We start from the raw sequence: 25,951 nt of genomic DNA on the forward strand, positions 1-25,951 counted from the left end.
ATCGGCAGCCGCCATCAGTTGCTGGATCCCGCCACCTCGACCGAGGCGACGAAGCGATAGCCACGTCCGGGGATGTTGATGATGAATCGATTGCCGTCCCTTCCGTCACGAAGCGTGCGGCGCAGCGCCGACATATGAACCGTGAGGTTGGCGGGCTCGACGAAAATATTGGGCCAGACGCGGGCCATCAAATCTTGCTTGCTGACCAGCTCGCCAGGACGTTCGAGTAAAGCAATCAGGATTTCCAGAGCCCGGCTTCCCAGCGGCACGGGCTTGCCGCGTTCCAGCAGAAGAAACCGCATCGGAAACAGGCAAAACGGTCCAAATGAAACGTCGGTTGACGCTGCGCCATCGACCGACCCTGCTGATTTGTCGATGAGCGGCTTGTCTCTATCCGGACTCTGAACAGCCTGTCCTGTGCCAAGTCCCGCCCGAGAATGAAGTTGCTCCAAGGGTTCGAAAATTGCAGTCGATTCCAGTGCTTGCATGATAACCTCACGTGCTTGGCAGGGCTTATCCCAGCAAAATCTTCGTGAGGCATAATTTGATGATTTGGGGTACCAAGCGCTATTCGACGTGCGTGGCGTCTGTTTACCGATTTGGTTGCGTTACCTGAACCTTGATTTACAGATCGTGACGCCGGCGGCTTCCACCGAGCAGTTCGCGGCGATCAGCGTTGTGACTGCGCCAGACTAACGAAACGTGGAAGCGTGCAACTCAGGAGCGTTGCGGAGCGTCGGGTACCAGCTTGAGCTTATCAGCCATTCGGCCGAGTTCCGGAAGCGATCCGGCTTTCATTTTCTGCATCGCCCTGCTGCGATGAACCTTCACGGTCGCTTCGGCGATCCCGATATCGTAGGCAATCTGTTTGCTCAGGCGTCCGCGTGCAACTTCGATCACGATCTCACGCTCCCGGGGACTTAATGACAGGAAACGCTCCCTTAGGTCGGCCAAGTCCTTTTCACTTTCACGACGGCCACGATCGCGAGATAAGCCGAACTGAATAGCATCGAGCAGATCCTGATCGCGAAACGGCTTGGTCAAGAACTCGATGGCACCCCGCTTCATTGCCTGTACGGACATTGGGATGTCGCCGTGCCCTGTGATGAAGATGATGGGGATTTCCCTGTTTGCCGTGGCGAGCTCGCGCTGGAGATCGAGGCCGCTTTGGCCGGGCAACCGGATGTCAAGCACCAGGCAGGTGGGGCAATCCGGTTGTTCGGCCGCAAGGAACTCGGAGATGGACGCAAATAGCTGAACGTTCATGCCGACCGATCGCAACAGTCGGCCGACCGAAGCGCGGAGGTCCGGATCGTCGTCTATTACCAGCACGGTGGAGGTTGCGTCAGGCATCGCTGCTGCTCGGGAGAGATTGCGAAAATAAGCCTTCGTCTGGTTCGAAGTTTGGGAGACCGAGCATTTTTAGCGCTAATCGCTGAATTTGAACAGCTCATTCTATTCCGGATGACGGGTACGATGTACGGGAAAAGTTAATGCGCAATCCCATAACTCCGGGGCTCGTTCGATACACTGTCCGAGACGGCGGTCGACTTTGGCGATCTACGGCTAGACCGACAGCCACTGGGCGACGCGCCCATCAGTTCACGTACGCCACTCGGCTTCAGCGGTCACGCGAGCCACTCCTTTTTGGGAGCGTCAAGATGGAAAGCATTATCAGCCTCCGCCGGGAGCCATCGGCAAGGGCCTTAAGCTGACCCACAATCACTCGCTCGGTGATGTTAGCGGCGCGGAGCATCGCCTGCGTTGTCTTTAAGTATTGCTTGCCTCACTGTGAGAACTGAAACGCTATGAAGGCCTCGCAGGATTCTCTGGCAAAGCTGGTGGAAGGCGATTTGGAGCCAGGGCAGCCAATTGCCGTCACTTGCCCGACGAGCTCTGAAATGATCGACGCACTTCCTGGAGCAAAGCTGGGTTCGCCAAGCTTGATAGCGGACGAGACCAAACTTGCCTCCACAGACTGCGCATCGCCTGGCCTTGCCAGACCCGTGATCTTCAAAGTGATGAGACATTGTTCTCTCCTATTTACCTGATGCATTTCGCATGCATGCAGACTAAGAGAATCATCACCAGCGGCTCAATTGAGCGCAGGTCGATCTCGGGTATCCAAAAGGGGCGAGATGATGATACGAAGGCTTATGGCGCCCGGGTTTGCTCGTAGAGGTCTCTCTCGTTCACGAGGCATAGACACGCAACTTCGCAATTGTCGTTGAGATAAGCCAAAATTTACCATGCGCGGGCATTCCGCCGGTGGCATTCTTTGAAGGTAACGCGCAAATCCATGCGGAGCGCCGTGGACGGCCGCCTTCGCGAGGTTTTTAAACTGCCAAAGGCGGCACAATGAAAGGCCTGTTGGTTTCGGTCGTCGACGATGATCGGCATTTTCGCAAATCCATGCGACGTCTCATCAGATCGCTTGGCTATAGCGTCGACGATTTTACCTCTGCGACAGACTTTCTCGCCTCCCCGCGCCTTGCCGATACCGCCTGCTTGATCTCCGACATTAATATGCCTGTCATGAGCGGGCTTGAACTCTTCCGGCACCTTGTCGCCCAGGGCTGCACAATTCCGACAATTTTTGTGACTGGCCTTCCCAATGATTCCGACGAGGCCCATGCCTTAAACGACGGAGTCCTGTGCTACCTCGCCAAGCCAGTGGATGAAGAACGTCTCACACGATGTCTTTTCGAAGCTCTCAGGTCGGCTGGTTCGCTCAAGTGACGTCTGCTGCGGCGGCGCGGGGCAAGGTGAACCGGAATAGAGCGCCGCGCGGTTCGTTCGCCTCCGCCCACAGCTTGCCACCATGAGCATTGATAATGGACCGGCATATCGAAAGGCCCATGCCTGTTCCACTGGGCTTCGTGGTATAGAAAGCCTCGAAGATGCGTTCGAGATGTATCGGATCAATACCGGGGCCGGAATCGCGCACGGCTACAAGGACGCCGGTCGGGTCTTGCTCGGTACTGATCACCAGCTCTCGTGCGCCCGCCTCGACCGAGGCCATTGCCTCGGCCGCATTGAGAACCAGGTTCAGCAAGACTTGCTGTAGTTGAACACGGTCCCCCGGCACCGTTGGCAATCCAGCCGCAAGCCGGGTCTGGACCGAAACGCCGTTCCTGTGTGTCGCGCTGCGTGCCAATGCAATCACTTCGTCTATGGCGGCATTGAGATCGAAATGCTCCTTTCGTGGCGGCGTTTTTTTCATTTGCTCGCGAACGCGGTCGATGATGTCCCCCGCTCGATCAGTATCATCGACAACACAAGCGAGCGCTTCCTTGACCTCGCCCATGTCGAGCGGCTGCATTTCCAGGAAGTTCTGGGCCGCACGGGCGTTGTTGCGCGCGCTGGCGATCGGCTGCGTGATTTCATGGGAAAGCGAAGCTGCCAATTCTCCCATCATGCAGACGCGGTTCATGCGTGCAAAATCCAATTGCATCTGCTGTAACCGCGCCAGCGCTTGCGTACGATCCTCGATGTCTGTCAGGAGAACATACCAACGGGTAATGCGCCCAGAGTCATCGCGGATCGGAACGCCGCGGACGTCGAACCACCGATATTCACCATCGAATCGCCTCAGCCGTGTTTCGGTCTCATAGGGAACACCGGCGGCAATTGATTTTGTGAAAACTTCAGCGAGATGGGGAAGATCATCGGGATGAATGGTCCCGTTTGTGCCCCAGTCCTTCAACCCTTCGAGCGGCCGACCACAATACTCGATGATTTGGCGATTGACGGATTCGATCTCACCATTCGGGGCGAGGACCCCAACAAGACCAGGTATTCCATCTATCGCGGAGCGCAATCTTCGCTCGCTTTCACGCAGCGCTTCTTCTGCTCGCTTGCGATCGGTCAGATCGAGCACGAATGCGACGGCCTGGTCGCCATCCTCTTTGAACCGCGCGGCACCGATCAATACGGGAACGCGGCTACCGTCTTTCCGGAAATATTCCTTCTCGAAGGGCTGGAGGGTCCCGATTGAATTTAGCGCTGTCCGAGTGAGTATATCGCGCTCGCGCCATTCCGGAGGGCTCAGCTCGGTCCACCGAACGCGGCCCAGAACCAGGTCCTCACGGTCGTATCCAAGGATGCGGAGAAACGCGTCGTTGGCTTCAAGAATCCGGCCCTCCCGATCGGCAACGAAGATCCCGATGATATTCGCGTCGACCAAGCGCCGAATCTTTCGTTCGCGGTCCGCGAGGTCCTGATAAAGCCGCGATTTTTCGAGCGAGATTGCCGCCTGCGATGCAAGCACCTTCAATAGGGAGACGCGATCGGGCGTGAACACGTTTGGCGCCAAATTGTTCTCAAGATAGAGAATGCCTATGAGTTTTCCCTGATTGATCAACGGCAAACAGAGAATAGAACGAACACGACGCTCAACGATGTAGGGATCGGCTGAAAAGGCATTTTGAGATGATGTGCCATCAATAATGATGACCTCTTGGGTGCGCATTCCATAACGAATGAGCGATTCCGGCAGAGCGGCTTCAGGGTCGGGCCGGTCCCGCAGATGCACGGTTACATCCACTCCATTGGCGGTCGCTTCAGCCTCTATTTGCAGCTTATCATCTCGCGGGACAATCAAGAGACCGCGTTCGGCGCCGGCGTGTTCCAGGGCCGCGCGCATGAGCTTTTCCATGAGCTTTTCTAGAACGATCTCGCCAGAGAGTGCTTGAGAGACTTCGACAATCGTCGCGAGGTCGAGATATTCCACCGGTGCCTCGATTGTGCCGGTTAACCCCCGCGTGCGCTCGTCCTGCTTCAGCCATGGATGGTGCTGATCCAGTTGCCGCACCTTGCCATCGGCGCCCCATTGGAGATAGGCTCGCCGTGCATTTCCCAAATAAAGATTCGCGATCTCCTCGAAGCCGCGCGCCGCGTAAAAGCTGGCAGCCAGCTCGTAGGCAAGCGCCTCGTTGTGAACAAATCGGTTCGCGCGTGCCGACGCAATGGCGCGTTCGTATAGCTCCATGGCATCGAGCGGGCGCCCCTCGATACGGGCAATCTCCGCTGCGACCAGCGCGGCGAGGTTCTCGAAATTCTCCGGGCAGTGCTTCGACCAGATCTCAAGCTGCCGGTGGTGCGCGACCAAGGCGCGGACACGATGTCCGCGCTCCTCTGTCACTGCCCCGTTACAGGCCATTGCATTCGAGAGCGCACCGTAGAAATGGTACTCCGCGGTTTCGAAGAGGGACGCCGATGTCCATAGGAGCCGTTTTGCTCTCTCCGAGGCATCGAGAGCACTCATATAGTCGCCTGCAAGGAAGCGCGCCTGGAGCTTTCGGCACCAGTACCAGCATTCAGCAAGCGCTAAGTCCGAGTTGCTGGAGTAATGACTCTCGATCCGAAGTTCGTCAAACTGCTCATCGTCGAAGCGCCCGAATATCGGTGTCAAGCCGCGAAGCGTTCGTATCAGCCCAAGCTGCGCAGAGATGATGTCAACGATGAAGCCAAACTGCGCCTTCTGCGCGAACATGAGGCCATGCTCAGCCTCGCGCTGCACCTCGGGGAGTGGATCGCCCGCCGCAAGAAGGTTCGTGTTCAATTGATTGCAGCTGTAGGCAGCGTAAGTGAGGTCGCCGGTGAGATTGGCCGCCTCGAAAGCGCGGCGCACAAAATCGCGGCCAGCCCGGACATGCCTCGTCCAAGGCATAATGAGGCTACCGAAAAGCAAGAAAGTGCGGGCCTCGAACCGCCTCAAGCCCCGTTGTTCGACCAAATCGCAACCGAGCCGGCCGAATCGAAATGCGGCTTGATAATCCTGGAACTGCGCGCCAGCGACAACGCCGAGCGTGGCATAGGCAAAGCATGAGCTTTCGCAGTTGCCTCGTTCAAGGCTAAGATTGACTGCGCGGCTCGCGATCAAGGCATATAGATTCGCATCCGTGAAGAATGCGGGTGGTATGATTCTGGTAAGAACCTCTAGTGTCGCGCGCGATGCTGCATCGCTCATCAGACGAAAGTCGACCAGGTCCTCAATCGCTCGGCCGCCGAGCTGCGACCAGACGCGCTCATACTCGCACCGCGCCTCCTCTTCCGATGGGTGTCGCGACCATTCGATGCCCAGATGCCGGAGGTAGTCGAGGCCGACTGCGACTGCCTGGCTGCTTTGACCAAGTGTCGTGTACAGGTCTGCAAGCAGGCAGGTGACGCTGGCGCGTTCGACCGTCGTTGCGGCGCGATCCGACAGTGCTTTAAGGCGCTGCTCCGCTTCCGGCTGCGCGCCGGTCAAGAACTCACATTCGGCGCGATCCAGCTCCAGCTCGAAGGCCAGCTCCTGCCTGCTCTCCCATGCATCTTCCGGCAGCAGCGCCGCGCCGGTAACGAGATAGGTCAGGGCCGAGGTATAAGCAGCCGATGCCTTCGCGCGCTTGCCAGCGGCCTGATTCAGCTCTGCAAGCTGCTCGCATTCCTCCTGTGACGTGATCAGCGGTGCGCCACGATTGAGCTGGTTGACGATTTCGAAGATTACCTCATCGCGTTTTTCCCGTGGTGTCCGCGCCAGCAGCATCCGGCCGATCGTCAAATGCAGCTCAGCGCGCGACTGTTCCGGTATCAGCGCATAGGCGGCTTCCTGCATCCGGTCGTGAACGAATCTGTAGGAGTGCTCGAGACGCTCGATGAATTGTTGGCGTAGTGCGTCCGCCAGGGCGACGTGCACCTGATCCTCGGATATTTCGAGAACAATAGAAAGCATCGCGACGTCGGCGACATTGCCGAGGCAGGCGAGCTGCCGTAATGCGTCCAATGTGTCGAGCGGCAGCCGCGTCAGCTTTCCGGCCATTAGCTCCACAACATTGTCGGTATACCGTTTGGCGTCGATGGCACCAAGGTCCCAGGACCATCGCGCCCGCCCGTGATCGAAGACCAGGAGACTCTCGTCGGCGAGCACATGAAGGAATTGAGTAACGAAAAACGGATTGCCGTCTGTCTTTGCGTGCACCAGCGTTGCGAGAGGCTCAGCCAGCTCGACGTCGCAGCGAAGCGACTCCGCGATAAGGTTTCCAAGGTCATTTGTCGTCAGCGGAGCCAGCTTGATGTCCTGCACCCTGCCGGTCGCGCGCATGGTCTCCAGCTTGCGCATGAGTGGATGCGCAGCGGTGACCTCGTTGTCGCGGAAAGCGCCAATGAGGAGGAGATTGCGAAGATCAGATCGGGCCAACAGGTCTGCCAAAAGGTCGAGCGTCGCCGCATCCAGCCATTGCAGGTCATCGATGAACAAAACCAAGGGATGTTCGGGACGAGCAAAGACGCCGATCAATTGCCGAAGCACCATCTGGAAGCGTATCTGCGCGTCCTGCGGCGGTAGCTCAACGATGGGCGGCAACTCTCCAATGAGAAGCCTCAGTTCTGGAACCAGATCCGCCATTAGGCCTGCGTTTGATCCCAGGGTCTGCTGAAACACGTCACGCCATGGCGCAAGCTCCCCGTCGCTTTTGCTGAGCAGAGGCCGGATCAGGCTTCGAAGCGCCTGTGCCAGCGTCGCGTAGGGAACATCGCGTTTGAGCTGATCGAATTTGCCGGAAGCGAACAGGCCACGTGGCAGGACCAGCACCGCCTGCAGCTCATTGACAACAGACGATTTGCCGACGCCTGAATAGCCAGCGACCAGGACCAATTCCGGGGCGCCACCATTGACGACGCGGTCGAAGGCGGCAAGTAAAGTCTCGACCTCGCATTCCCGCCCATAAAGTTTCTCTGGGATCAGCAGCCGATCGGGCGTGTCGTGTTCGCCGAGCGGAAAGTCCTCAATCCGACCCTGTGCCTCCCATTCGATCAGGCAATTGCGAAGGTCGCTTTCGAGCCCAGCCGCCGTCTGATAGCGGTCTTCAGCCCGCTTCGCGAGCAGTTTCATGACAATCGCCGAGGTGACGCCGGGGATCTCCTTCAGCCGTTCCGCAGGCGGTACCGGCTGCTTGGCGAGATGGCAGTGCACCCATTCCATCGGCTCCGCGGCGGTAAACGGCAAAACACCGGTGATCATTTGATAGAAGGTGACGCCAAGCGCGTAGAGGTCGCTCCGGGTATCGATTGATCGATTCATCCGTCCGGTCTGCTCGGGCGCCATGTAGGCGAGCGTGCCGGCGATCGTCTCCGGAGGGTGAGGCGACTGACGTTCGCGCGCGAAGCGTAAGGCGATGCCGAACCCGGTCAGCCGCACCTCACCGGTCGCCTCATTGAACAGGATGTTGGCAGGCTTGATATCTTTATGAACGAGCCCGTGCTGATGAACTCCGCCGAGAGCAGCGGCAACAGCGGTGGCGACGCGTAGGAACAATGCTGTTTCCATTGGCGCGCCGAGCAATCGGTCAAGCGGCTCCCCGCCCGCATCCTCAAGAACCAGCAGGGTCCGCCCGGCGTCGCGCACGAGGTCGAGCGGCCGCGCTACCCACGCGCCGTCGAGTTCGTCCCTGAGCTCGTATTCGCGCGTGAGGCGCTCGAGGCTTGAGCGGGACGGGTGGTCGGCGGTCGGGGCGACCAGCAGCACGGCGCGCCGCTTGCCCACATCGTCAAGTCGCCAGCCGCGGCGAAAGGCACGTTCGCCGTCCTCCCACGCCAAGTGAGAACCATCCTCCGCAACATTCTGCGAATGCGGCACCATCGCCAGACTCCGGCATCCATACGCCTGATCGAGGTCAGCCAGACCGCTTTGGAGATGACCGCGCCTAGCCTCTTTCCGGCTTGAAGAAATCGTACCTCATCGCCGGCAAAATGCCAGCGGTCCGAGCGCCGATTATCGATCCGAAGCCTTCGTGTGGCGCCTCCCCTTAGCAGCAATTTGGCGGAATTTGCGGGCCTTTACTCACGCCTCCAGGCGCCGATGCGTCAAGTTGAGACCAGCCAAGGCAACACGTGTCAAGGCAATAGAAACACCGAAGGAAAGACCATGACGGCAATTGAAGCAACCAAATCAAAGAGCCAAGCGGGCATCGCCCGAGCCGGTCGACTGTTCGTCCTCGAATTGAGCGGCGACCGCATCCACTCGATGAACCCGGACGGTTCCGACCGCAAGACCATCGTCACCGACTGCCGCTACCCCGACGGCATCGTCGTGGATACCAAGGCTGGCCATATCTACTGGACCAACATGGGTATTCCCAATCTCAATGACGGATCGATCGAGCGCGCCGACCTCGATGGCCGGAATCGAAAGATCATCGTCCCGCAGGGCTTCACCCATACACCCAAGCAGCTCCACCTCGATCGGGAAAACGGCAAGCTCTACTGGGGCGACCGCGAAGGCATGCGTATGATGCGCGCAAACCTTGACGGTTCGCAGCTCGAGACGCTAGTCGAGACCGGTCAGGGCGACGAGGATGCACGCGATCAGACGAAATGGTGCGTCGGCATTACCGTCGACCCGAAACTCGGGAAGTTCTACTGGACCCAGAAGGGATCCGACAATAGCGGCCAGGGCCGCATCCTGCGCGCCGGCATCGAGATCCCGGCGGGCCAAACGCCGGCGAACCGCAGCGACATCGAGGTCCTGTTCGACAACCTGCCCGAGCCGATCGACCTCGAATTCGATGTGGAGAACCGCGTCCTCTACTGGACCGATCGCGGCGATGCTCCGCGCGGCAATACCGTCAATCGCGCTCCGGTCGACAAACCCGCTGCCCCGGAAATCCTCATCACGCATCTGATGGAGGGTATCGGCATCGCCCTCGACGTAACCGGCGACCGGATGTTCGTCACCGACTTCGCCGGTTCGGTCTACTCCGCCGACCTCGATGGCAAGAACGAGCGCAACTTCCTCTACGCCCAAGGCAATCTCACCGGCATCGCCTACGCCGAAATCTGAAAACCGAACAGGAGAATAGTCATGTCGAATAACAAACCCATTCGCCGCATCGCAATCGTCGGCACCGGCGTCATCGGTGCGAGCTGGGCGGCCTTGTTCCTCGCCAAAGGCCTGAAGGTCGTGGCGACAGACCCGGCACCCAATGCCGAAACCAGACTGCGAGAATTCGTGGCAAGCGCCTGGCCAGCACTGACCCGCCTCGGCCTCGCGCCCGGCGCATCCCAGTCGAACCTGACGTTTACCGGCGACCTTGCCGAAGCCCTAGCCGGTGCCGACTTCGTCCAGGAAAACGGGCCGGAACGGGTCGACTTCAAGCAGAAGCTCTATAGCCAACTCGACGAGTTGCTACCGCCGGACGTGATCATCGCTTCAAGCTCGTCGGGCATCCCGATGAGCCAGATCCAGCCGGGCGCCGCCCGGCATCCCGAACGCTGTGTGATCGGTCATCCCTTCAATCCTCCGCACCTGATCCCGCTGGTCGAGATCGTCGGCGGCGCCAAGACCTCGGCGGAAACGATCGCACGGGCCGACGAATTCTATACGTCGATCGGCAGAAAGACGGTGCGCGTCAACAAGGAGATGCAGGGACATATCGCCAATCGCCTGCAGGCCGCCCTGGCCCGTGAAGTCTACTATCTCGTCGCCGAGGGCGTCGTCAGCGCCGCTGACGTCGACACGGCTCTTTCGTGGGGGCCTGGTCTGCGCTGGGGCATCATGGGAAACATGATGCTCAACCATCTCGCCGGCGGCCCCGGCGGCATCGAGCACGCCCTGAAGCAGCTCGGCGGACCGATGGCAGCCTGGTGGAAGACGCTCGGCACGCCCGACATGACACCGGAATTCCAGCAAAAGCTCATCGACAGCGTCCACGTCGAAGTCGGATCGCGAAGCATCGCCGAGCTCGAAGCTGAGCGCGACGAGCTTCTGATCGGTCTCGTGGAGCTGCGCAACAAGCGAAAGGAGATCAACGGCTAGCAGAACACCGCAGCCGTCGAACGTCGGCTGCGCCATTCACCCATTTTCCAATTCTGATGGAGTTTAAGATGAATATCGCAACCACCATGGACATCAAAAGCAACGAGTCGGATCTGCTTACCGAGACGATCCAGTCCAAGCTCGAAAATCCCGCGCGCAGCCCGGAATTCGACATGCAAGCCGCTGTCGACCAGGTGCTGCAGGAGGTCGGCATGTCGACGGCCGATGCCGGCGGCACACTGACCTTCTACGGGCGCGATCCGATCATTCCAAGCCCGTTCCGGTTTGGCACGATGGCCGCAGTCAGCCTTGCCGCCAAGTCCGTCGCGATCGCTGCCCTGTGGCGCGACAGGACCGGTGAAGGACAGGATCTCTTTGTCGACACGCGCAAGGCGCTCCGGCGTTTTGCCGGCTTCTACGACCGCAAATGGGAGACGATCAACGGCCGTCCGCCGGCCCTGACCGATCCGATGAACCCGTTCCTCGAATTGCCACTCTTTCGCGAGACGAGCGATGGACGACATGTCGTGGCGCTGAACATCTACCCCAAGTCCGGGGCCCGTGCTCTGAACTTCCTACGGTGCGGCGTCAGCGTCGAATCCCTTAATCAGGCGATCCTGCAGTGGAAGGCTGACGACCTGGAGAAGGCAGCCGCCGAAGCCGGGCTGATCTTTGCGAAAGTGCGATCCTTCGACGAATTCCGCAAGGAAGTTCAATATACCGAAGTCCTGTCCAGGATGCCGCTGATCTCGGTCGAGAAAATCGGTGAAAGCGACCCGGTCCCGTTCAAGGCAGGCGCGAAAACACCCTTGGACGGCATTCGTGCCTTCGGAATGGGACATGTCATTGCCGGAGCTGCCATCGGCAGGGACCTCGCCTATTACGGTGCCGACGTCCTCAATATCTGGCGACCTGACGACACTGAGGTCGACGGGCTCGCCTGGGACGCACAGGTTGGCATGCGTTCGACATTCCTCGACAGCTCCAATCAGGACCGCGCGAGGTTTGACGCACTGCTCAAGGATGCGGATATCTTCTTTGCCAATAAGCGTCCAGGTTATCTGGAGCGTCACGGTCTCGATGCCGAAACGCTTAGTGCGAAGAAGCCTGGCCTGATCCATGTGCAGGTCCTGCTCCACGGCAACAAGGGTCCGTGGAAGAACCGGCCGGGATTTGATGAAATCGGTGCAGCCATCACCGGCCTCTTTGCGATCGAAGGGTCGCTGACGCATCCCAAGTCGCCGCCGATCATTCCGATCGTCGACAATATCGTGGCTTGGATGGGGACCATCGGGGTTCTTTCGGCGCTGCGCCGGCGGGCCATCGAAGGCGGCAGCTATCGCGTCACCGTCTCCCTGACCCGAACGGTCCTGTGGCTGATGTCGCTAGGCATATTCGACAAGGAGTATGCGCGCGCGACAGCGGGCTCCTCGGACGAGCATGCCGATATCGCGCCCGATCTCTTCACGGCCGAGACGCCGCTTGGAACCTACCAGGGCATGACCGACCAGGTGGTGTTCTCGCGCACCCCCGGCTCCTTTAAAACGGTGCTCGTGCCACGCGGCTCGAGCAAGCCTGAATGGCTGAGCGACTGAGACGCAGGATCTCCCAGAGCCCAACGTGAAAGGTTTCTCCCATGACAGGCGCTGCCGTGATGGGAGAAACCGTCTCCTCGGGGCGAACCCGTCAAACACCCCCCAAGAAAGAGGTGCATCAATGAATGCGATAATATCCGCAACCCCGGCCTCGGACGCCACCGTGAGAGTGGCGGCAAGCCACCGAGAAAAAAAACGCGTCGTCATTATTGGCGGCGGCTTTGCCGGCATCGCCGCAACGAGGGCACTGCGCCACGCCGGTGTCGAGGTTGTCCTCATCGACCGGCGCAATCACCACATATTCCAGCCCCTCCTCTACCAGGTGGCGACGGCAGTGCTCGCGCCGGCGGAAATCGCGGCCCCCATCCGGCAGCTCGAGGTGAGCCAAAAGAATCTGAGCGTCCTTCTGGCAGACGTCACCGCCGTCGATGTCGCGTCCCGCACGATCGAGGCTCGTTCTCCCGGCGCCGGAGCGCAGAAGATCGCTTACGACTATCTCGTGGTGGCCGCAGGCGCACGCCCCAGCTATTTCGGGCATGACGAATTCGCGCAGTATGCGCCAGGTCTTAAAAATCTCAGCGACGCGGAAACCATCCGCGCCAAGATCCTCAGTGCCTTCGAACTCGCCGCCACAACAAAGGACGACAGCGAACGGTCGCGACTGCTGACCTTCGTGCTCGTCGGTGCGGGACCATCCGGCGTGGAACTGGCGGCCTCGCTGGCGCACATGGTCAAGGTTACCCTGCGCGGCAACTTCCGCCATATCGATCCGGCACGGGCACGCATTGTCCTCCTCGATGCCGGCAACCGCGTTCTCCCCACTTTCGCCGAGACGCTGTCCAGCAGGGTGACCCGACGGCTGACGAGACTTGGCGTCACGGTCATGACCGGAATGAAGGTCGAGGCGGTCGACGCCAACGGTGTGGTCGCGGGCGGAACCCGGATCCCGAGCGCCAACGTACTCTGGACCGCCGGGGTCGCGGCATCGCCGATCGCGAAGATGCTCGGGACCCCGACAGACCGCGCTGGACGCGCGCTCGTCGATCCCTTCCTGAATGCTGTGGATGCACCTGATGTTTTCGTCGTGGGCGATGCGGCTGCGGTCATGCAAGGCGGGCATCCTGTGCCCGGCGTGGCGCAGGCGGCGATCCAGGAGGGCCACTATGTCGGAAACCTGATCGCAAGCAAGCTGCAGGGACGAAACGTGAAGCGACCATTTCGTTATTTCGACAAGGGGAATATGGCAGTCGTCGGCAAAAATTACGCCGTCCTGGAACGGGGCGGGTTGCGCACTGGCGGGTTTCTGACCTTTCTCCTCTGGGCCTTCGTCCACATCCTTTCTCTGCCGCAACTGCAAAATCGCCTCCGCGTGCAGCGGCAATGGTTCTGGTCCTATCTGACCGGCCAACGCGCTTCCCGCCTGATCCCCGAGACCCCGATGCATGAGACACCGGGGCCGGCTGCCGGCGGAAGGCCGCTTGATCCATGAACCCCTCCTATCTCCCGGCGCTCGCCGCATTGGCGGGATCTGTCATCGGCGGGCTGACGTCCTTTGCGTCGGCCTGGCTGACGCAACAGCGGCAGAGCCGCGCCGCGCAGATCTCGGGGGAAAAGATGAGGCGACAGAAACTCTACAAGCAGTTCATCGACGAGGCCTCGAAGCTCTACGCCGATGCCCTGGTTAACAATCAGGCGGAAGTCTCCGCGCTGGTCAGCATCTATGCGCTGACCGGGCGCATGCGTGTCATCTCGAGCGCCTCGGTGATTGAGAAAGCCGAGGCGGTCGTTCGCCTGATCATCGATACCTATTTCGCGCCGAACAAGACGTTTTCCGAAATCCGCGAGCTGATGAACGGCCAGGCCATGAATCCGTTGCGCTCCTTCAGCGAGGAATGCCGGGCCGAACTGCAGACGCTCGGCGGCCGCAGCGCTCTGGGCAAGGCTGGCCGTGCTTAGCCTCAATACTCCGCTTGCATAAGATTGGCGCAGGAAGCCTGCGAAAGTGGATGCTTGCCTATCGAGTATCCAAGCTTGCAGGCGGTTTTCAACGATTTGGCGCGAATTGCCGCCATTTACTCACCCCTCCGAGCCACCGCAGCTACTGTCGAGCTGCCGGCGTGCGCTGCAGGCGGCATTGAGGATCCTCGGATCCCTCTCCTATAGATCCCTGAAACAAAAGAGGTCAGCGATGCATCTCGATCCCATTCTCCTATCGCGGGTCCAGTTCGCCTGGGTGATCGCCTGGCACATCCTGCTGCCGGCGTTCACCGTGGGAGCGGCGTCCTTTATTGCCATCTGCGAGGGGTTGGCTCTCGCGACCGGACGCGAGGTCTATGTCCGCATCTCGACGTTCTGGATCAAGATCTTCGCCATCGCTTTCGGCATGGGAGTCGTGACGGGGCTCGTCATGCCGTTCCAGTTAGGCAGCAATTGGAGCCGCTACGCATCAGCGACCTCCAACGTCCTCTCGCCGCTGTTTGCATATGAGGGGCTTACGGCTTTCTTCCTGGAAGCCGGTTTCCTTGGTGTCCTTTTGTTCGCTCGCAATCGGGTGCCGCCGTGGGCGCATTTCTTCGCGGCGCTCATGGTGGCGATCGGAACATTGATTTCGACGTTCTGGATATTGTCCGCCAACAGCTGGATGCAGACCCCGGCCGGCTACGAGATCATCGACGGTCAGTTCTTTCCGAGAGACTGGATCGAAGTGATTTTCAATCCTTCGTTTCCTTATCGGCTCGCGCATACGGCCGTCGCATTCTTCACGACGACGGGATTCGTTGTTCTTGGCGTCGGCGCATATCTCTTGAGGCGCAATCGATCTGTGCAGGAAGCGCGCACCATGATGTCGATGGCGCTATGGCTGCTGACCGTGTTGGTGCCCTTGCAGATGGTGATCGGCGATATGCACGGCCTCAACACAAGCAAATATCAGCCTGCAAAACTCGCCGCGATTGAAGCCCGTTGGGATACCGGCAGGAGTGTATCGCTGACGCTCTTTGCGATTCCGGACGACAGGGCCGAGCGAAATACGTTCGCGATCGAAATTCCCGCGCTCGGAAGCCTGATCCTGACCCACGACCTCCATGGCGAGGTGAAGGGTCTGAAGGACTTCCCCGCCGATCAGCGTCCGCCGGTCGCGATCCCCTTCTTTGCCTTCCGCGCAATGGTTGGATGCGCGGTCGTGATGCTCGCGCTCGTGCTTCTGGGCGGCTGGTTGCGGTGGCGCAGCCGGCTCTATGACACGCGACTGTACCTGGCGGCATGTCAGTGTGCGATTCCGCTTGGCTTCATCGCAGTCATCGCCGGATGGTTCGTGACTGAGGTCGGTCGGCAGCCATGGACGGTCTACGGTCTTTTGCGTACTGCAGCCTCGGTGACGCCGTCTCTAACAGGCTCCGAAGTTACGCTGTCGCTCTTGGCTTACATCTCGGTTTACCTGCTGATCTATCCGACGGGTCTCATCCTGCTGTTTCGGCTCGTTCGCAAAGGCCCACCTGCGACCGGCAAAGCGGCTCAGTCAATCGCGGCCGGCAGACCTGCGACGCCGGTTCTCGCCCCGCAATCGACGTCGCGAAAGGAGAAGTGCGATGACTGAGGTACTCGATTTGGTTCCGATCTGGACACTGATCCTGGGACTGGCTGTATTCTTCTACGTTCTGCTAGACGGATTCGATCTCGGAGTGGGCATGCTCTATGGCTTGGCACCCGATAAGCGCTCCCGCAACGCCATTATGAACTCGATCGCGCCAGTCTGGGATGGCAACGAGACATGGCTCGTGCTAGGCGGCCTTGGCCTTCTCGCGGCCTTCCCCACTGCCTTCGCAGTGATCATTCCCGCGGTCTATTTCCCCATCCTGGTGATGTTGCTTGCGCTGGTGTTCCGCGGTGTCGCATTCGAGTTCCGGTCGCACGAGGCTGAAGAAAAGGGATTCTGGGACCGCGCATTCTGCTACGGATCCGCCGTCGCCACGTTTGCGCAAGGCGTCGTGCTTGGCGCATACGTTCAAGGTTTTCCGGTTCGCGATGGCCAGTTCGCGGGAACGTCCTTTGCGTTTCTCACGCCATTTTCCATTTTGACCGGCGTCGCCTTGATGTTCGGCTACGGACTTCTCGGCGCCGGCTGGCTCATTCTGAAAACTGAGGGTAACATTCAGGCTGCGGCGCGTCGCCAAGGTCGCATCTGCCTCATCGGTGTCGTCGCTGCGATCGCCGTCGTCAGCATCTGGACCCCAGTCGTGAGCGCCGCCGTGGCGGCGCGCTGGTTTACCTGGCCCGACATCGCGCTGTTCGCGCCGATACCCGTGCTGTTTGGCGTGATTGCGCTCGGGACATGGCGGTCCCTCGGCGGCAAGGCCGAAGCGGTGCCCTTTTTTGGCGCCATCGGCCTCTTCCTGCTGGCATTCGCCGGCATGGCCATCAGCCTGTACCCGATGATCGTGCCCCACCAGCTAACGCTGTGGCAGGCCGCTTCCTCTCCGCGCACCCAGGCATTCCTTCTGGTCGGAACGCTATTCCTGCTGCCCGTCATCCTGACCTACTCGAGCTGGTCGTATTGGGTGTTCCGCGGAAAGGTCCGGGCCGATGTGGGGTATGAATGACAGCTGGCATCCACACTTTGTCGGATCAGGCGATGACGACGAAACATCATCACGAGGAGATCAGACTATGTCGCATGTCAAATCCGTTCGCCAGGTCGCGGTCATTGGCACAGGAGTGATCGGCGCCAGCTGGGCGGCACTCTTCCTGGCCAAAGGTCTCGACGTCGTCGCGACCGATATCGCGCCGAACGCCGAAGCCTCATTGAGAAAGTTCGTATATGCCGTCTGGCCGACGCTCGAAAGGTTGGGCCGGAGCGTGACGAACTCCTGATCGGGCTGCTCGAATTGCGTGCCAATTCTGCGTGAGAAACCGACGCAGGTTCGCAGCAGGCGGACCGCACTGCCGAATTCTTCGTCCCGTCGAACAAAACCGAGGATGCCGCCATGACGGATAGACACATACAGGTCACTAAGTCGGCCTATCAGTATCCACTGCTGATAAAGCAGCTGTGGCATGCGCCGCTGATGCAGGCGGCCGATCAGACGGTCGTCTATCGCGACATCGGGCGTTTCACATATCGTCAGTTGCATGAGCGCATCGGGCGGCTTGCCTCCGGCCTCGCCAAACGGGGTCGCCACCGGCGATACCGTCGGCGTGCTCGACTGGGACAGCAACCGCTTCCTGGAGGCCTACTTTGCCGTGCCGATGATGGGGGCCGTCTTGCAGACGGTGAACGTCCGCCTTTCGCCTGACCAAGTCGTCTATACGATTGACCACGGCGGCGCGTCGGTGCTGCTTGTCAACGATGACTTCGTGCCGATGCTAGAAGGCATCAGGAAGCAACTGCCCAAGGTAAAGCTGCTGGTCCTGATGTCAGACCGGGCGGCGCCGCAAACCGGGCGGCTGACATTCGCGCGCGAATACGAGGACCTGCTAAGCGGTGCGTCGCCTGACTATCGGTTCCCGGATTTCGATGAGAACACGCTCGCCACAACATTTTACACAACGGGGACGACGGGTTCGCCCAAAGGCGTCTCCTTCAGCCATCGACAGCTTGTGCTCCATACCCTTGCCCAGATGGCATTCTTAGGGATTGCGGCGAAACAGGGTCGTTTGTGCCGCGACGACGTCTACATGCCGATCACCCCTATGTTTCATTCCCACGCCTGGGGGCTTCCGTGGACGGCGACACTCTCCGGTATCAAACAAGTGTATCCGGGACGCTACGACCCCGCTCTTCTCCTCAAGCTGATCAAAACCGAAGGTGTGACTTTCACACACGGCGTGCCGACGATCCTGCAAATGCTGCTTGGCGCGGCGACGGCGGCAAATACCGATCTCGCCGGATTGAAGATGATAGTCGGAGGTTCGGAACTACCGAAGGGTCTCGCCAGGCAGGCGCTTGCGCAAAGGTGTTTCGGAAGCCGTCGTCATTGGCGTCGAGGATGACAAGTGGGGCGAGCGACCATTGGCTCTGGTCATCAGGGACGCGAAAACAGGCGGCGATCTCAGCGAGACCGAGATAAAGACGCATCTGAAATCCTTTGTCGATGCCGGGGTGATTTCCAAATTCGCAATCCCCGATAGGATAGTGTTTGTTGATGCGCTCCCCAAGACGAGTGTCAGGAAGTTCAACAAGAAGGAACTCAGGGAGATATACGGGAACTCCCGGCCCATTTTGCAAAGAGGCTAAGGAGCCACCGTCAGCACAGCCTTGCGTCCAAGAATGGTCCGCGCATCACAAGAAAACGCAACCCGCCGACCGTCACACCGGCAACCATCGTCCCCCGCTTCTGGTTGAACGGATCGGCGGTCTTGTCGACACGACGCGATTAAAATCCGCCGCGGATACCGGACGTACTGCCGCCTGTGCTCTCACGATGCCGATTCACAACCCCTGCGCGCTTCTCGACCGAGTGCTGGAAGAACCCAACGAAAGTGCATGATTGTAATTCAGGGTCAACAAACACCCCCGCTTTGAAGGTTGGAGGAGTAGCAGGCGTAGAGGTGAACGGGGCAGACGCTAATTTCACGCTTCGGTACGCTGTTGATGTCCAAAGCAGCGGATTTTTCGTATCGCAGTTGGTTGCGGGGTTTAACACCCTCGATTTGCACCTACGATTTAAGGGATTGATTTTGTTGGAAAGAGGCTTATTGCGCGGAATAACGGACAAACAAAACCCCGCCAAGTCGTTGCTTTGGCGGGGTTTTCTGAGAAGGATTTGGTTGCGGGGGCACGCAACACCCGATTCCTGCGATTGGTCGAGCGCGCGATACCAAGCTGGTAACATAAACAATTATTGGCGTTGTTCTTGAAGAGACATGAACCCTCGGCGACATCGTTGTGTGAAGCTAATTCAGATCGTTATCTTGAAAATTCATTCCATTAGTCGATTTCCGAGTGATTGGGCGTCGAAGACAGCTGGCCGCCGTTCTTGTTTCCGCCTGTACGATCGATTTGAACTGAATATCGCGTTCGGGACGAGGGAACCAATAGCGGATCGCCAGCGCATCACGTATTAGCTGAAATGGTGCGCCCGACAGCTCTTGTCGCCGATCTCATCGGTCGATGCCAGCACCTGCGAAAGAATTTCTTCGCGTTGAATCAAATAGATATTGCTGGACTTGCGACGGCGTTCGCCGAACCCTTCATGCCTGAAGCAGGGCGCAGGCCCAGAAGGGGCAGATATGTCTTTCGAACCCGATTCAACCGATCCTCTCGTCGCCAAGGCTATCGAGCTCAGGGCAATTTTCCATCGAGATGCTGTCGACCGTGACAAACAAGGCGGCAGGCCTGTCGAACAGATTCGTCTGCTGAAGGAGAGCGGGCTGCCGTCGGCACAGATCCCTCTTCAGTATGGTGGGCAGGGGGCATCTTGGCTATCGATCATGCGCATCGTGCGGGAATTCGCACGGACGGATGGTTCTTTGGCGCATCTTTTCGGATACCACCATCTTCCGCTTAATCTCGTTCTTTTCCGCGCTTCGAATGCGCAGAAGGACCACTGGCTGCGCGCCTCGGCGGCAGGAAACCTGATCTGGGGCAATTCCGGCAATGCGATGTCGAAGACCTCATCCGGAAGGCGAACCGACAATGGCTGGGTCGTCAACGGCAAACGCCCCTTCTCATCCGGTTCCCACATAGCCGACTACATTCAAATCTCATGGGAGAACGCAGAAGGTGAACGCCTCACGGCCGCAGTTCCCGCCGGCCGAAACGGGATCGTCATCGAGGACGATTGGGATGGCATCGGCCAGCGCCAGACGGGCAGCGGCACGGTCAGCTTCCACGATGTCGAAATCCTCGATGACGAGGTGATCAGTTCGCCTAACGTGCCGCTGACACCGTATACGTCTTTGACGTCGCTGTTGCAGCAGAGCGTGCTGCTCAACGTCTTCGTCGGCAGCGCTCAGGGCGCGCTCGAAGAGGGACGGGCCTATACGACGACATCGTCGCGCCCCTGGATCTACTCCGGTGTCGAAAAGCACACCGACGATCCGTGGATCAAGCGGCAGTATGGCGATCTCTATATCAAGACGCTGGCGGCGACAGAGCTTGCCGACAAAGCGGCCCGCAGTCTGGACGAGGCTTTCAACCAAGGCCCAAGCCTGACGCATGCGGATCGCGGGGCTGCGGCCATCGATATCGCGACTGCGAATGTCTATGCCGGCGAAATCGGGCTCTCGGTCTCGAGCGAAATCTTCGAGGTCATGGGCGCCCGATCGGCGACCAACACCAACGGCTTCGATCGCTTCTGGCGCAATGTCCGTACTCACACCCTGCACAATCCTGCCGAATACAAGAAGCGCACCGTCGGCACCTGGCTGCTGACCGGCGAATTTCCCGTACCGGCAATGTACCGCTGAAAGGATTTCCCGTGGCAAGACGCAAGGATCAGATCAAACTCGGCGCTTTTCTGCTGTTCACAGGCCATCATGTCGCAGCCTGGCGGCACCCGCAGGCATCGGTCGGCACCGAATTCGAAAACTATCTTGAGCTTGCCAAGCTCGCGGAGGCTGCGAAATTCGATACGATTTTCTTTGCCGACGGCGTGGCGGCGCGACTGAAGGATGTCGATGCGGCGAGCCGCAAGGCGCACAACGGGATCTATCCGTTCGAGCCGATCACCCTGCTTTCGGCCCTTTCAAGCGTCACCAAGAAAGTCGGCCTCATCGCAACGGCTTCCACCAGCTACTCCGATCCTTATAACCTCGCCCGCCAATTCGCGTCGCTCGACCGATTGAGCGGCGGGCGCGCCGGCTGGAACCTGGTCACCTCGTCCGATCCCGATGCCGCCTATAATTTCGGCCACGACGCGCAGATTCTGCATGGCGACCGATACGACCGCGCTGAAGAATTCGCTGACGTCGTGCTCGGCCTCTGGGATAGTTGGGAAGATGACGCCTTTATCCGCGACCGCGAAAACGGCCGTTATTTCGATCCTGAAAAAATGCACCGGCTGGACCACCAGGGACATCATTTCAAGGTTCGCGGGCCGCTGAATATTCCACGCTCGCCGCAGGGCCGCCCGGTTCTGGTGCAGGCCGGTGCGTCGGAGTCTGGCAAGGAGCTTGCTGCGCGTACGGCCGAAGCGATTTTCGCCGCACAGATCACCCTCGATGAGGCGAAGGCTTTCTATGCCGATGTCAAGGGACGGCTCGGTAAATACGGCCGTTCGCCCGACGATCTGAAGATCCTACCCGGCATCTTCCCGGTGGTCGGGCGAAGCGAGGCGGAGGCGCAAGACAAATTCGAGGCACTGCAGGAGCTGATCCAACCGGAAGTCGGCCTCAACCTCTTATCGCAGTTGAGCGGTGTCGATCTGCGGTCCTATCCGCTCGATGGTCCGGTGCCGCTTAACCCACCCGTTACAAATGCAGGAAAAAGCCGTCAGGAACTGGTACTCGATCTCGCCCGCCGCGAAAATCTAACCATCCGTCAGCTCTATCTGCGCATCGCCGGCGCGCGCGGCCATTGGCAGGTCGTCGGCACGCCGTCACAAATCGCCGACGTGATGGAAGAGCGGTTCGAAAATTACGGTGCCGACGGCTTCAACATCATGGCGCCGATCATGCCGGGTGGACTTGCCGATTTCATCAACCTCGTTGTGCCGGAACTGCGCCGCCGCAGCCTGTTCCGCCACGAATATGAAGGGTCGACGCTGCGTGAAAATCTCGGATTGAAGCGTCCGCCCAACCGTTTTTCCGCAGGCAATGCGGTCGCCGCAGAATAAGGAGAAGATCGATGGCGCGTGATAAATTGTTCCTGATTTCGCCGGGGTTTTCAGACCCGAAACATCCCGGCACTACCTTCGTGTGCCCCTACTGCAATGCGATCGAGGGCCTGCTCGCCAGCTTCTCGCAGCTTGCATCGGCCATCGATATCGAGCGCGTACCCTTCGCCCGTCCACGCCAAAAGGTAATCGATGCCGTCGGCGAGGAGAACCAATCCCTGCCAGTCCTCGTTCTCGCCGGCGATGCACCGCCTGACGCGAAGAGCTGGAACGATACGCGCTTCATCAATACCACGGATCGCATCTTCGAGCTGCTCGCCGAGCGCCACGGCTTTCCGCATCTCCACAAGTGAAGGGTAGGAAACGATGACCGTAAAACCTGCCCCCTTCGAACCGCCCTTACCGTCGCCAACCCTTTTCGAGCCGGATACGACGAACCCTCATCTCGCCAAGGCCGCCGAGCTGCGTGAGATCTTCGCCCGGGATGCCGTCGAGCGGGATCAACTAGGCGGCAGGCCTGAAGAACAGATCAGGCTCATGAAAGAAAGCGGCCTGGTCAACCTGCTGATCCCCAAGGAATTCGGCGGCATCGGCGAACGCTATTCGACGGCGATGCGGATCGTCCGGGAATTCGCCAAGGTGGATGGATCGCTCGGGCACCTCTACGGCTATCATTTTGGGCCGTTGCAGAATGCCGTTACCGCAGGCTCCGATGCCCGCTCGCAGGATATCCTGCGCCGCTCCGCCGCCGGGCGGTGGTTTTGGGGGAATACGAGCAACAGCTTTTCGAAAAGCCTCTTCGGCAGGCGTGAACCAGACGGCGGTGTGGTCCTCAATGGTTTTCGGCCGTTTGCCTCCGGCTCGCATGTCGCCGATTACCTGATGGTTGCCTGGGAAGACGAGGAGACGAACATACGCAGCGTCGCCTATATCCCCCCGAGCCGCGAGGGCATCACCATCGCCAATGACTGGGACGGCATCGGCCAGAGGCAGACAGGCAGTGGCAGGGTTTTCTACAAGGATGTGAAGATTCATGCCGACGAGATATTGCCGGAGCGGCCGCGCGATCCGATCGCTCTGCTGACGCCAATGCAGCAGCAAAGTGTGCTGCTCAACGTCTTCATCGGCAGCGCCCAGGGTGCCTTGATCGCGGCGCGCGACTATACCATCAGCAAATCGCGGCCCTGGATCTATTCCGGCGTCGAACGCCATCAGGACGATCCCTGGATCAAACGGCAATATGGCGAGCTTTGGATCAAGGTGCAGGCGGCAACGGCGCTTGCCGACAGGGCGCTGGCGGCCCTTGACGCCGCCTATGCCAAGGGACGGGATCTGACGGCTGAGGACCGAGGCAAGACGGCAATTGCCGTCGCTTCCGCCAATGTGCTGGCAGGCCGTGTCGCCCTGGAAGTGACCAGCGAAATCTTCGAGGTCATGGGTGCTCGATCCGCCGTCAGGTCGTATGGTTTCGACCGCTTCTGGCGCAATGTCCGCATCCACACGCTTCACAACCCCGCCGAATACAAGACCCGCAACGTCGGAACCTGGTTCCTGACGGGAGAATTTCCCGAACCGGGGATCTTCCAATGAGCGCGAAACGGCAGCTTCACCTCAACATCAACATCCTGCATTCCGGCTTCTCGCCGGCGGCGTGGCGGATGGAGGGGAGCGATCCCCGCGCTTCCTTCGATATCAATCACTACATCAACGTGGCGCGTATCGCCGAGCGCGGCACGTTCGACGCGATCTTCCTCGCCGATCAGGCAGCTATATCGGATCGCGTCGATTTCCGGCCTTTAACATCGCTGGAACCAACGATCGTGCTGGCAACCGTCGCCGCCCACACGGATCGCATCGGCCTGATCGCCACAGCATCGACCACCTATAACGAGCCCTATAATATTGCCCGCCGTTTCGCGACGCTTGATCATGCGAGTGGCGGCCGGGTCGGCTGGAATATCGTGACCAGCGCCGATCTTTCGCAGAGCCGGAACTTCGGTCTTGAAAAGCCGGTCGCCCACAAGAGCCGTTACGAGCGGGCAGCCGAATTCACAACGGTCGTGAAAGCACTGTGGGACAGTTGGGAAGAAGAGGCCTTCATCGGCGACGTCGCCACCGGCCGCTTTGTCGATCCGGCTCGGGTGCATGCGATCGCCCATCGCGGAAAGTATTTTTCCGTCCATGGCCCGCACAATGTCCCGCGCCCGCCGCAGGGCCATCCGGTCCTCGTTCAGGCCGGCGGTTCCGACGATGGGCGCGAGCTTGCGGCCGAGCACGCTGAAGCCGTCTTCTCGGCCTCTCAATCCTTCGAGGAGGCGCTCGCCTATGCCGACGATCTCAGAGGACGGGGAGCTCGCTTCGGCCGCGCGCCGGACAGCCTGCTGGTGCTTGCCGGGCTTGCCACCATCATCGGCAGCACGGAAGCGGAAGCCAAACGGCGGCAGGAAGAGCTGCGCGAACTCATTCCGCTGGAATACAGTCTTGCGCGATTGTCCGGCGTGCTGCAGATCGACCCGAAACAGCTGAAGCTCGACGAGCCTCTGCCGGACGATATCCCGCTGCCGGCCGACGGCGGACACACCTTCTTTCAAGCAACCTTCGCACTTGCCCGACGCGAAGGCTTGACGGTGCGCGGTCTCATCCGGGCGCTCAACGGCGGAACCGGTCATCGCACCATCATCGGCACGCCAGAGGCCGTTGCCGACGATATCGAAACATGGTTCCGCGCGGGTGCTGCGGACGGCTTCAACCTGATGCCGGATGTCCTGCCGCAGGGGCTGGAGGTGTTCGTCGACGAGGTCGTGCCAATCCTTCGCCGCCGCGGTCTTTTCCGCCAGGATTATACCGGCCGCACGTTGCGGGATCACCTTGGCCTTGCCCGCCCTGCCAACCCCTATGCCGTTGCCGCCGAATGAAGGAAAAAATGCGATGACACCCTCCGCCGCTGCCGCCAAAGACGCGGACGATCGCCTGGCTACTCTTGCCGCCGCGCGTTACCGCAATACCCAGAAGCTCACGGGTGATTGGAACGAGACACTGGACACGCTCCTGTCTCACCGCAGCGTGCGCGGCTATCTGCCGAAACCGGTGCCGGAAAGTGTGCTTCAGCTCGCAATCGCCGCGGCCCAATCCGCGCCGAGTTCTTCTAACCTGCAGGCCTGGAGCGTCGTTGCGGTCGAAGATGAAGCGCGCAGGAACAGGTTGAATGCGGTTGCCGGCGTACAGAGGCAAATCACGCAGGCACCTCTGCTTCTGGTTTGGCTCGCCGACCTCTCCCGGCCCCGCAAGATCGCAACGGAGCAAGGCGCCACCGCGGAGGGGCTGGACTTTGTCGAAAGCTTCCTCCTTGGTGTCATCGACGCCGCGCTTGCCGCGCAGAATGCCGTCGTCGCATTGGAGTCGTATGGGCTCGGGAGTTGCTACATCGGCGCGCTCCGCAACGATCCGGAGACGGTCGCTCGTGAACTGGAATTGCCGGACGGCGTCTTTCCGGTGTTCGGCCTGACGGTCGGCTATCCCGACCCGGCCGCGCCGGCCGACGTCAAGCCGAGATTGCCGCAGACGACCATATTGCACCGGGAGCGCTACGACACGCAGCTGCGATCGGACGACATCCGAGACTATAATACTGCGCTGCGAAGCTTTCAGGCAGAACAATCCATGCCGCGCATCGATTGGACCGAACAGGTGAAGAACCGCATCGGCACCGTCGAGTCCTTGAAGGGACGCCATGTCCTCGGAGCGGTCGCCCGAAAATTGGGATTCAAGTTAAGATAGAGACGAACTGC

The 25,951-nt window shown here is 59.8% G+C and carries 19 protein-coding genes and 1 pseudogene; 17 read left to right on the forward strand and 3 right to left on the reverse strand.

The genetic code is table 11. The annotated features are described in order from the left end of the window. Positions 1-14 precede the first annotated feature (14 nt). Together PY650_RS14515 and PY650_RS14520 are read right to left on the reverse strand one after the other, a co-directional pair. Positions 15-488, reverse strand: a complete 474-nt coding sequence (locus PY650_RS14515; protein ID WP_285880004.1) for a winged helix-turn-helix domain-containing protein — start codon at positions 486-488, stop codon at positions 15-17. 229 nt (positions 489-717) lie between these two features. Beyond that, entirely contained in the window at positions 718-1,353 is a 636-nt protein-coding gene (locus tag PY650_RS14520; protein ID WP_285880005.1) for a response regulator transcription factor, read from the reverse strand. Positions 1,354-2,412: 1,059 nt separating this feature from the next. Between PY650_RS14520 and PY650_RS14525 the strand changes: the two genes are divergently transcribed. Continuing rightward, positions 2,413-2,739, forward strand: coding sequence for a response regulator transcription factor (locus PY650_RS14525; RefSeq protein ID WP_285880062.1), 327 nt, complete (start codon positions 2,413-2,415; stop codon positions 2,737-2,739). On the opposite strand, the gene PY650_RS14530 is transcribed toward PY650_RS14525, so the two are convergent. Beyond that, positions 2,732-8,620: an AAA family ATPase gene (locus PY650_RS14530; protein WP_285880006.1), complete on the reverse strand. Its 5,889-nt coding sequence runs from the start codon at positions 8,618-8,620 to the stop codon at positions 2,732-2,734. The genes PY650_RS14525 and PY650_RS14530 overlap by 8 nt on opposite strands. Positions 8,621-8,905: 285 nt before the next feature. Between PY650_RS14530 and PY650_RS14535 the strand changes: the two genes are divergently transcribed. The 16 genes and pseudogenes from PY650_RS14535 to PY650_RS14610 all read left to right on the forward strand — a co-directional run bounded on the left by PY650_RS14535 (position 8,906) and on the right by PY650_RS14610 (position 25,940). Further along, entirely contained in the window at positions 8,906-9,820 is a 915-nt protein-coding gene (locus PY650_RS14535; RefSeq protein ID WP_285880007.1) for a 3-hydroxyacyl-CoA dehydrogenase, read from the forward strand. Between the two features lie 21 nt (positions 9,821-9,841). Continuing rightward, entirely contained in the window at positions 9,842-10,795 is a 954-nt protein-coding gene (locus tag PY650_RS14540; protein WP_285880008.1) for a 3-hydroxyacyl-CoA dehydrogenase NAD-binding domain-containing protein, read from the forward strand. Between the two features lie 68 nt (positions 10,796-10,863). Then, positions 10,864-12,390 (forward strand): CoA transferase, encoded by a 1,527-nt coding sequence (locus PY650_RS14545; protein ID WP_285880009.1) that lies wholly within the window; start codon positions 10,864-10,866, stop codon positions 12,388-12,390. Positions 12,391-12,511: 121 nt separating this feature from the next. Continuing rightward, positions 12,512-13,879, forward strand: coding sequence for an NAD(P)/FAD-dependent oxidoreductase (locus PY650_RS14550; protein ID WP_285880010.1), 1,368 nt, complete (start codon positions 12,512-12,514; stop codon positions 13,877-13,879). Next, positions 13,876-14,346 carry a hypothetical protein gene (locus tag PY650_RS14555; RefSeq protein WP_285880011.1) on the forward strand — a complete coding sequence of 157 codons (471 nt, stop codon included), beginning with the start codon at positions 13,876-13,878 and terminating at the stop codon, positions 14,344-14,346. Before PY650_RS14550 ends, PY650_RS14555 begins: the two co-directional genes overlap by 4 nt. A 232-nt stretch (positions 14,347-14,578) precedes the next feature. Further along, entirely contained in the window at positions 14,579-15,985 is a 1,407-nt protein-coding gene (locus tag PY650_RS14560) for a cytochrome ubiquinol oxidase subunit I (protein ID WP_285880012.1), read from the forward strand. Beyond that, entirely contained in the window at positions 15,978-16,988 is a 1,011-nt protein-coding gene (gene cydB, locus PY650_RS14565) for a cytochrome d ubiquinol oxidase subunit II (RefSeq protein WP_285880014.1), read from the forward strand. The genes PY650_RS14560 and cydB overlap by 8 nt, the downstream gene beginning before the upstream one ends. 67 nt (positions 16,989-17,055) lie before the next feature. Further along, a pseudogene (locus PY650_RS14570) lies at positions 17,056-17,238 on the forward strand (3-hydroxyacyl-CoA dehydrogenase NAD-binding domain-containing protein); the annotation flags it as partial. Positions 17,239-17,517: 279 nt separating this feature from the next. Then, positions 17,518-18,378: an AMP-binding protein gene (locus tag PY650_RS14575; protein ID WP_285880016.1), complete on the forward strand. Its 861-nt coding sequence runs from the start codon at positions 17,518-17,520 to the stop codon at positions 18,376-18,378. A 19-nt stretch (positions 18,379-18,397) separates the two neighbouring features. Beyond that, positions 18,398-18,622, forward strand: a complete 225-nt coding sequence (locus PY650_RS14580; protein WP_285880017.1) for an AMP-binding enzyme — start codon at positions 18,398-18,400, stop codon at positions 18,620-18,622. Between the two features lie 995 nt (positions 18,623-19,617). Next, on the forward strand, positions 19,618-20,796 hold the full coding sequence (locus tag PY650_RS14585) for an acyl-CoA dehydrogenase family protein (RefSeq protein ID WP_285880018.1): 1,179 nt from the start codon (positions 19,618-19,620) through the stop codon (positions 20,794-20,796). An 11-nt stretch (positions 20,797-20,807) separates the two neighbouring features. Beyond that, on the forward strand, positions 20,808-22,163 hold the full coding sequence (locus PY650_RS14590; RefSeq protein ID WP_285880019.1) for an LLM class flavin-dependent oxidoreductase: 1,356 nt from the start codon (positions 20,808-20,810) through the stop codon (positions 22,161-22,163). An 11-nt stretch (positions 22,164-22,174) separates the two neighbouring features. After that, positions 22,175-22,516 (forward strand): DUF3088 domain-containing protein, encoded by a 342-nt coding sequence (locus PY650_RS14595; RefSeq protein ID WP_285880020.1) that lies wholly within the window; start codon positions 22,175-22,177, stop codon positions 22,514-22,516. Between the two features lie 13 nt (positions 22,517-22,529). Beyond that, complete coding sequence (locus tag PY650_RS14600; RefSeq protein ID WP_285880021.1) at positions 22,530-23,753, forward strand: acyl-CoA dehydrogenase family protein; 1,224 nt, start codon at positions 22,530-22,532, stop codon at positions 23,751-23,753. Further along, the gene (locus tag PY650_RS14605; protein WP_285880022.1) at positions 23,750-25,078 is read left to right on the forward strand and encodes an LLM class flavin-dependent oxidoreductase; all 1,329 of its coding nucleotides are present in this window, start codon (positions 23,750-23,752) and stop codon (positions 25,076-25,078) included. The genes PY650_RS14600 and PY650_RS14605 overlap by 4 nt, the downstream gene beginning before the upstream one ends. A gap of 13 nt (positions 25,079-25,091) precedes the next feature. Beyond that, a complete protein-coding gene (locus PY650_RS14610; protein WP_285880023.1) occupies positions 25,092-25,940 on the forward strand; it encodes an NADPH-dependent oxidoreductase in 849 nt (282 codons plus the stop codon). Positions 25,941-25,951 lie beyond the last annotated feature (11 nt).

The organism is Martinezella calliandrae (assembly GCF_030272695.1).
GTDB classification, from domain to species: Bacteria; Pseudomonadota; Alphaproteobacteria; order Rhizobiales; family Rhizobiaceae; genus Rhizobium; species Rhizobium calliandrae.

Excerpts from the sequence above, each read along its gene's own strand:
- PY650_RS14575 (WP_285880016.1), top strand. The coding sequence starts at position 17,518 with ATGAGCGCATCGGGCGGCTTGCCTCCGGCCTCGCCAAACGGGGTCGCC.
- PY650_RS14605 (WP_285880022.1), top strand. The coding sequence starts at position 23,750 with ATGAGCGCGAAACGGCAGCTTCACCTCAACATCAACATCCTGCATTCC.
- PY650_RS14585 (WP_285880018.1), top strand. The coding sequence starts at position 19,618 with ATGTCTTTCGAACCCGATTCAACCGATCCTCTCGTCGCCAAGGCTATC.
- PY650_RS14515 (WP_285880004.1), bottom strand. The coding sequence starts at position 488 with ATGCAAGCACTGGAATCGACTGCAATTTTCGAACCCTTGGAGCAACTT.
- PY650_RS14610 (WP_285880023.1), top strand. The coding sequence starts at position 25,092 with ATGACACCCTCCGCCGCTGCCGCCAAAGACGCGGACGATCGCCTGGCT.
- PY650_RS14535 (WP_285880007.1), top strand. The coding sequence starts at position 8,906 with ATGACGGCAATTGAAGCAACCAAATCAAAGAGCCAAGCGGGCATCGCC.
- PY650_RS14530 (WP_285880006.1), bottom strand. The coding sequence starts at position 8,620 with ATGGTGCCGCATTCGCAGAATGTTGCGGAGGATGGTTCTCACTTGGCG.
- PY650_RS14600 (WP_285880021.1), top strand. The coding sequence starts at position 22,530 with ATGACCGTAAAACCTGCCCCCTTCGAACCGCCCTTACCGTCGCCAACC.
- PY650_RS14550 (WP_285880010.1), top strand. The coding sequence starts at position 12,512 with ATGAATGCGATAATATCCGCAACCCCGGCCTCGGACGCCACCGTGAGA.
- PY650_RS14520 (WP_285880005.1), bottom strand. The coding sequence starts at position 1,353 with ATGCCTGACGCAACCTCCACCGTGCTGGTAATAGACGACGATCCGGAC.
- PY650_RS14555 (WP_285880011.1), top strand. The coding sequence starts at position 13,876 with ATGAACCCCTCCTATCTCCCGGCGCTCGCCGCATTGGCGGGATCTGTC.
- PY650_RS14560 (WP_285880012.1), top strand. The coding sequence starts at position 14,579 with ATGCATCTCGATCCCATTCTCCTATCGCGGGTCCAGTTCGCCTGGGTG.
- PY650_RS14595 (WP_285880020.1), top strand. The coding sequence starts at position 22,175 with ATGGCGCGTGATAAATTGTTCCTGATTTCGCCGGGGTTTTCAGACCCG.
- PY650_RS14545 (WP_285880009.1), top strand. The coding sequence starts at position 10,864 with ATGAATATCGCAACCACCATGGACATCAAAAGCAACGAGTCGGATCTG.
- PY650_RS14540 (WP_285880008.1), top strand. The coding sequence starts at position 9,842 with ATGTCGAATAACAAACCCATTCGCCGCATCGCAATCGTCGGCACCGGC.
- cydB (WP_285880014.1), top strand. The coding sequence starts at position 15,978 with ATGACTGAGGTACTCGATTTGGTTCCGATCTGGACACTGATCCTGGGA.
- PY650_RS14525 (WP_285880062.1), top strand. The coding sequence starts at position 2,413 with ATGCGACGTCTCATCAGATCGCTTGGCTATAGCGTCGACGATTTTACC.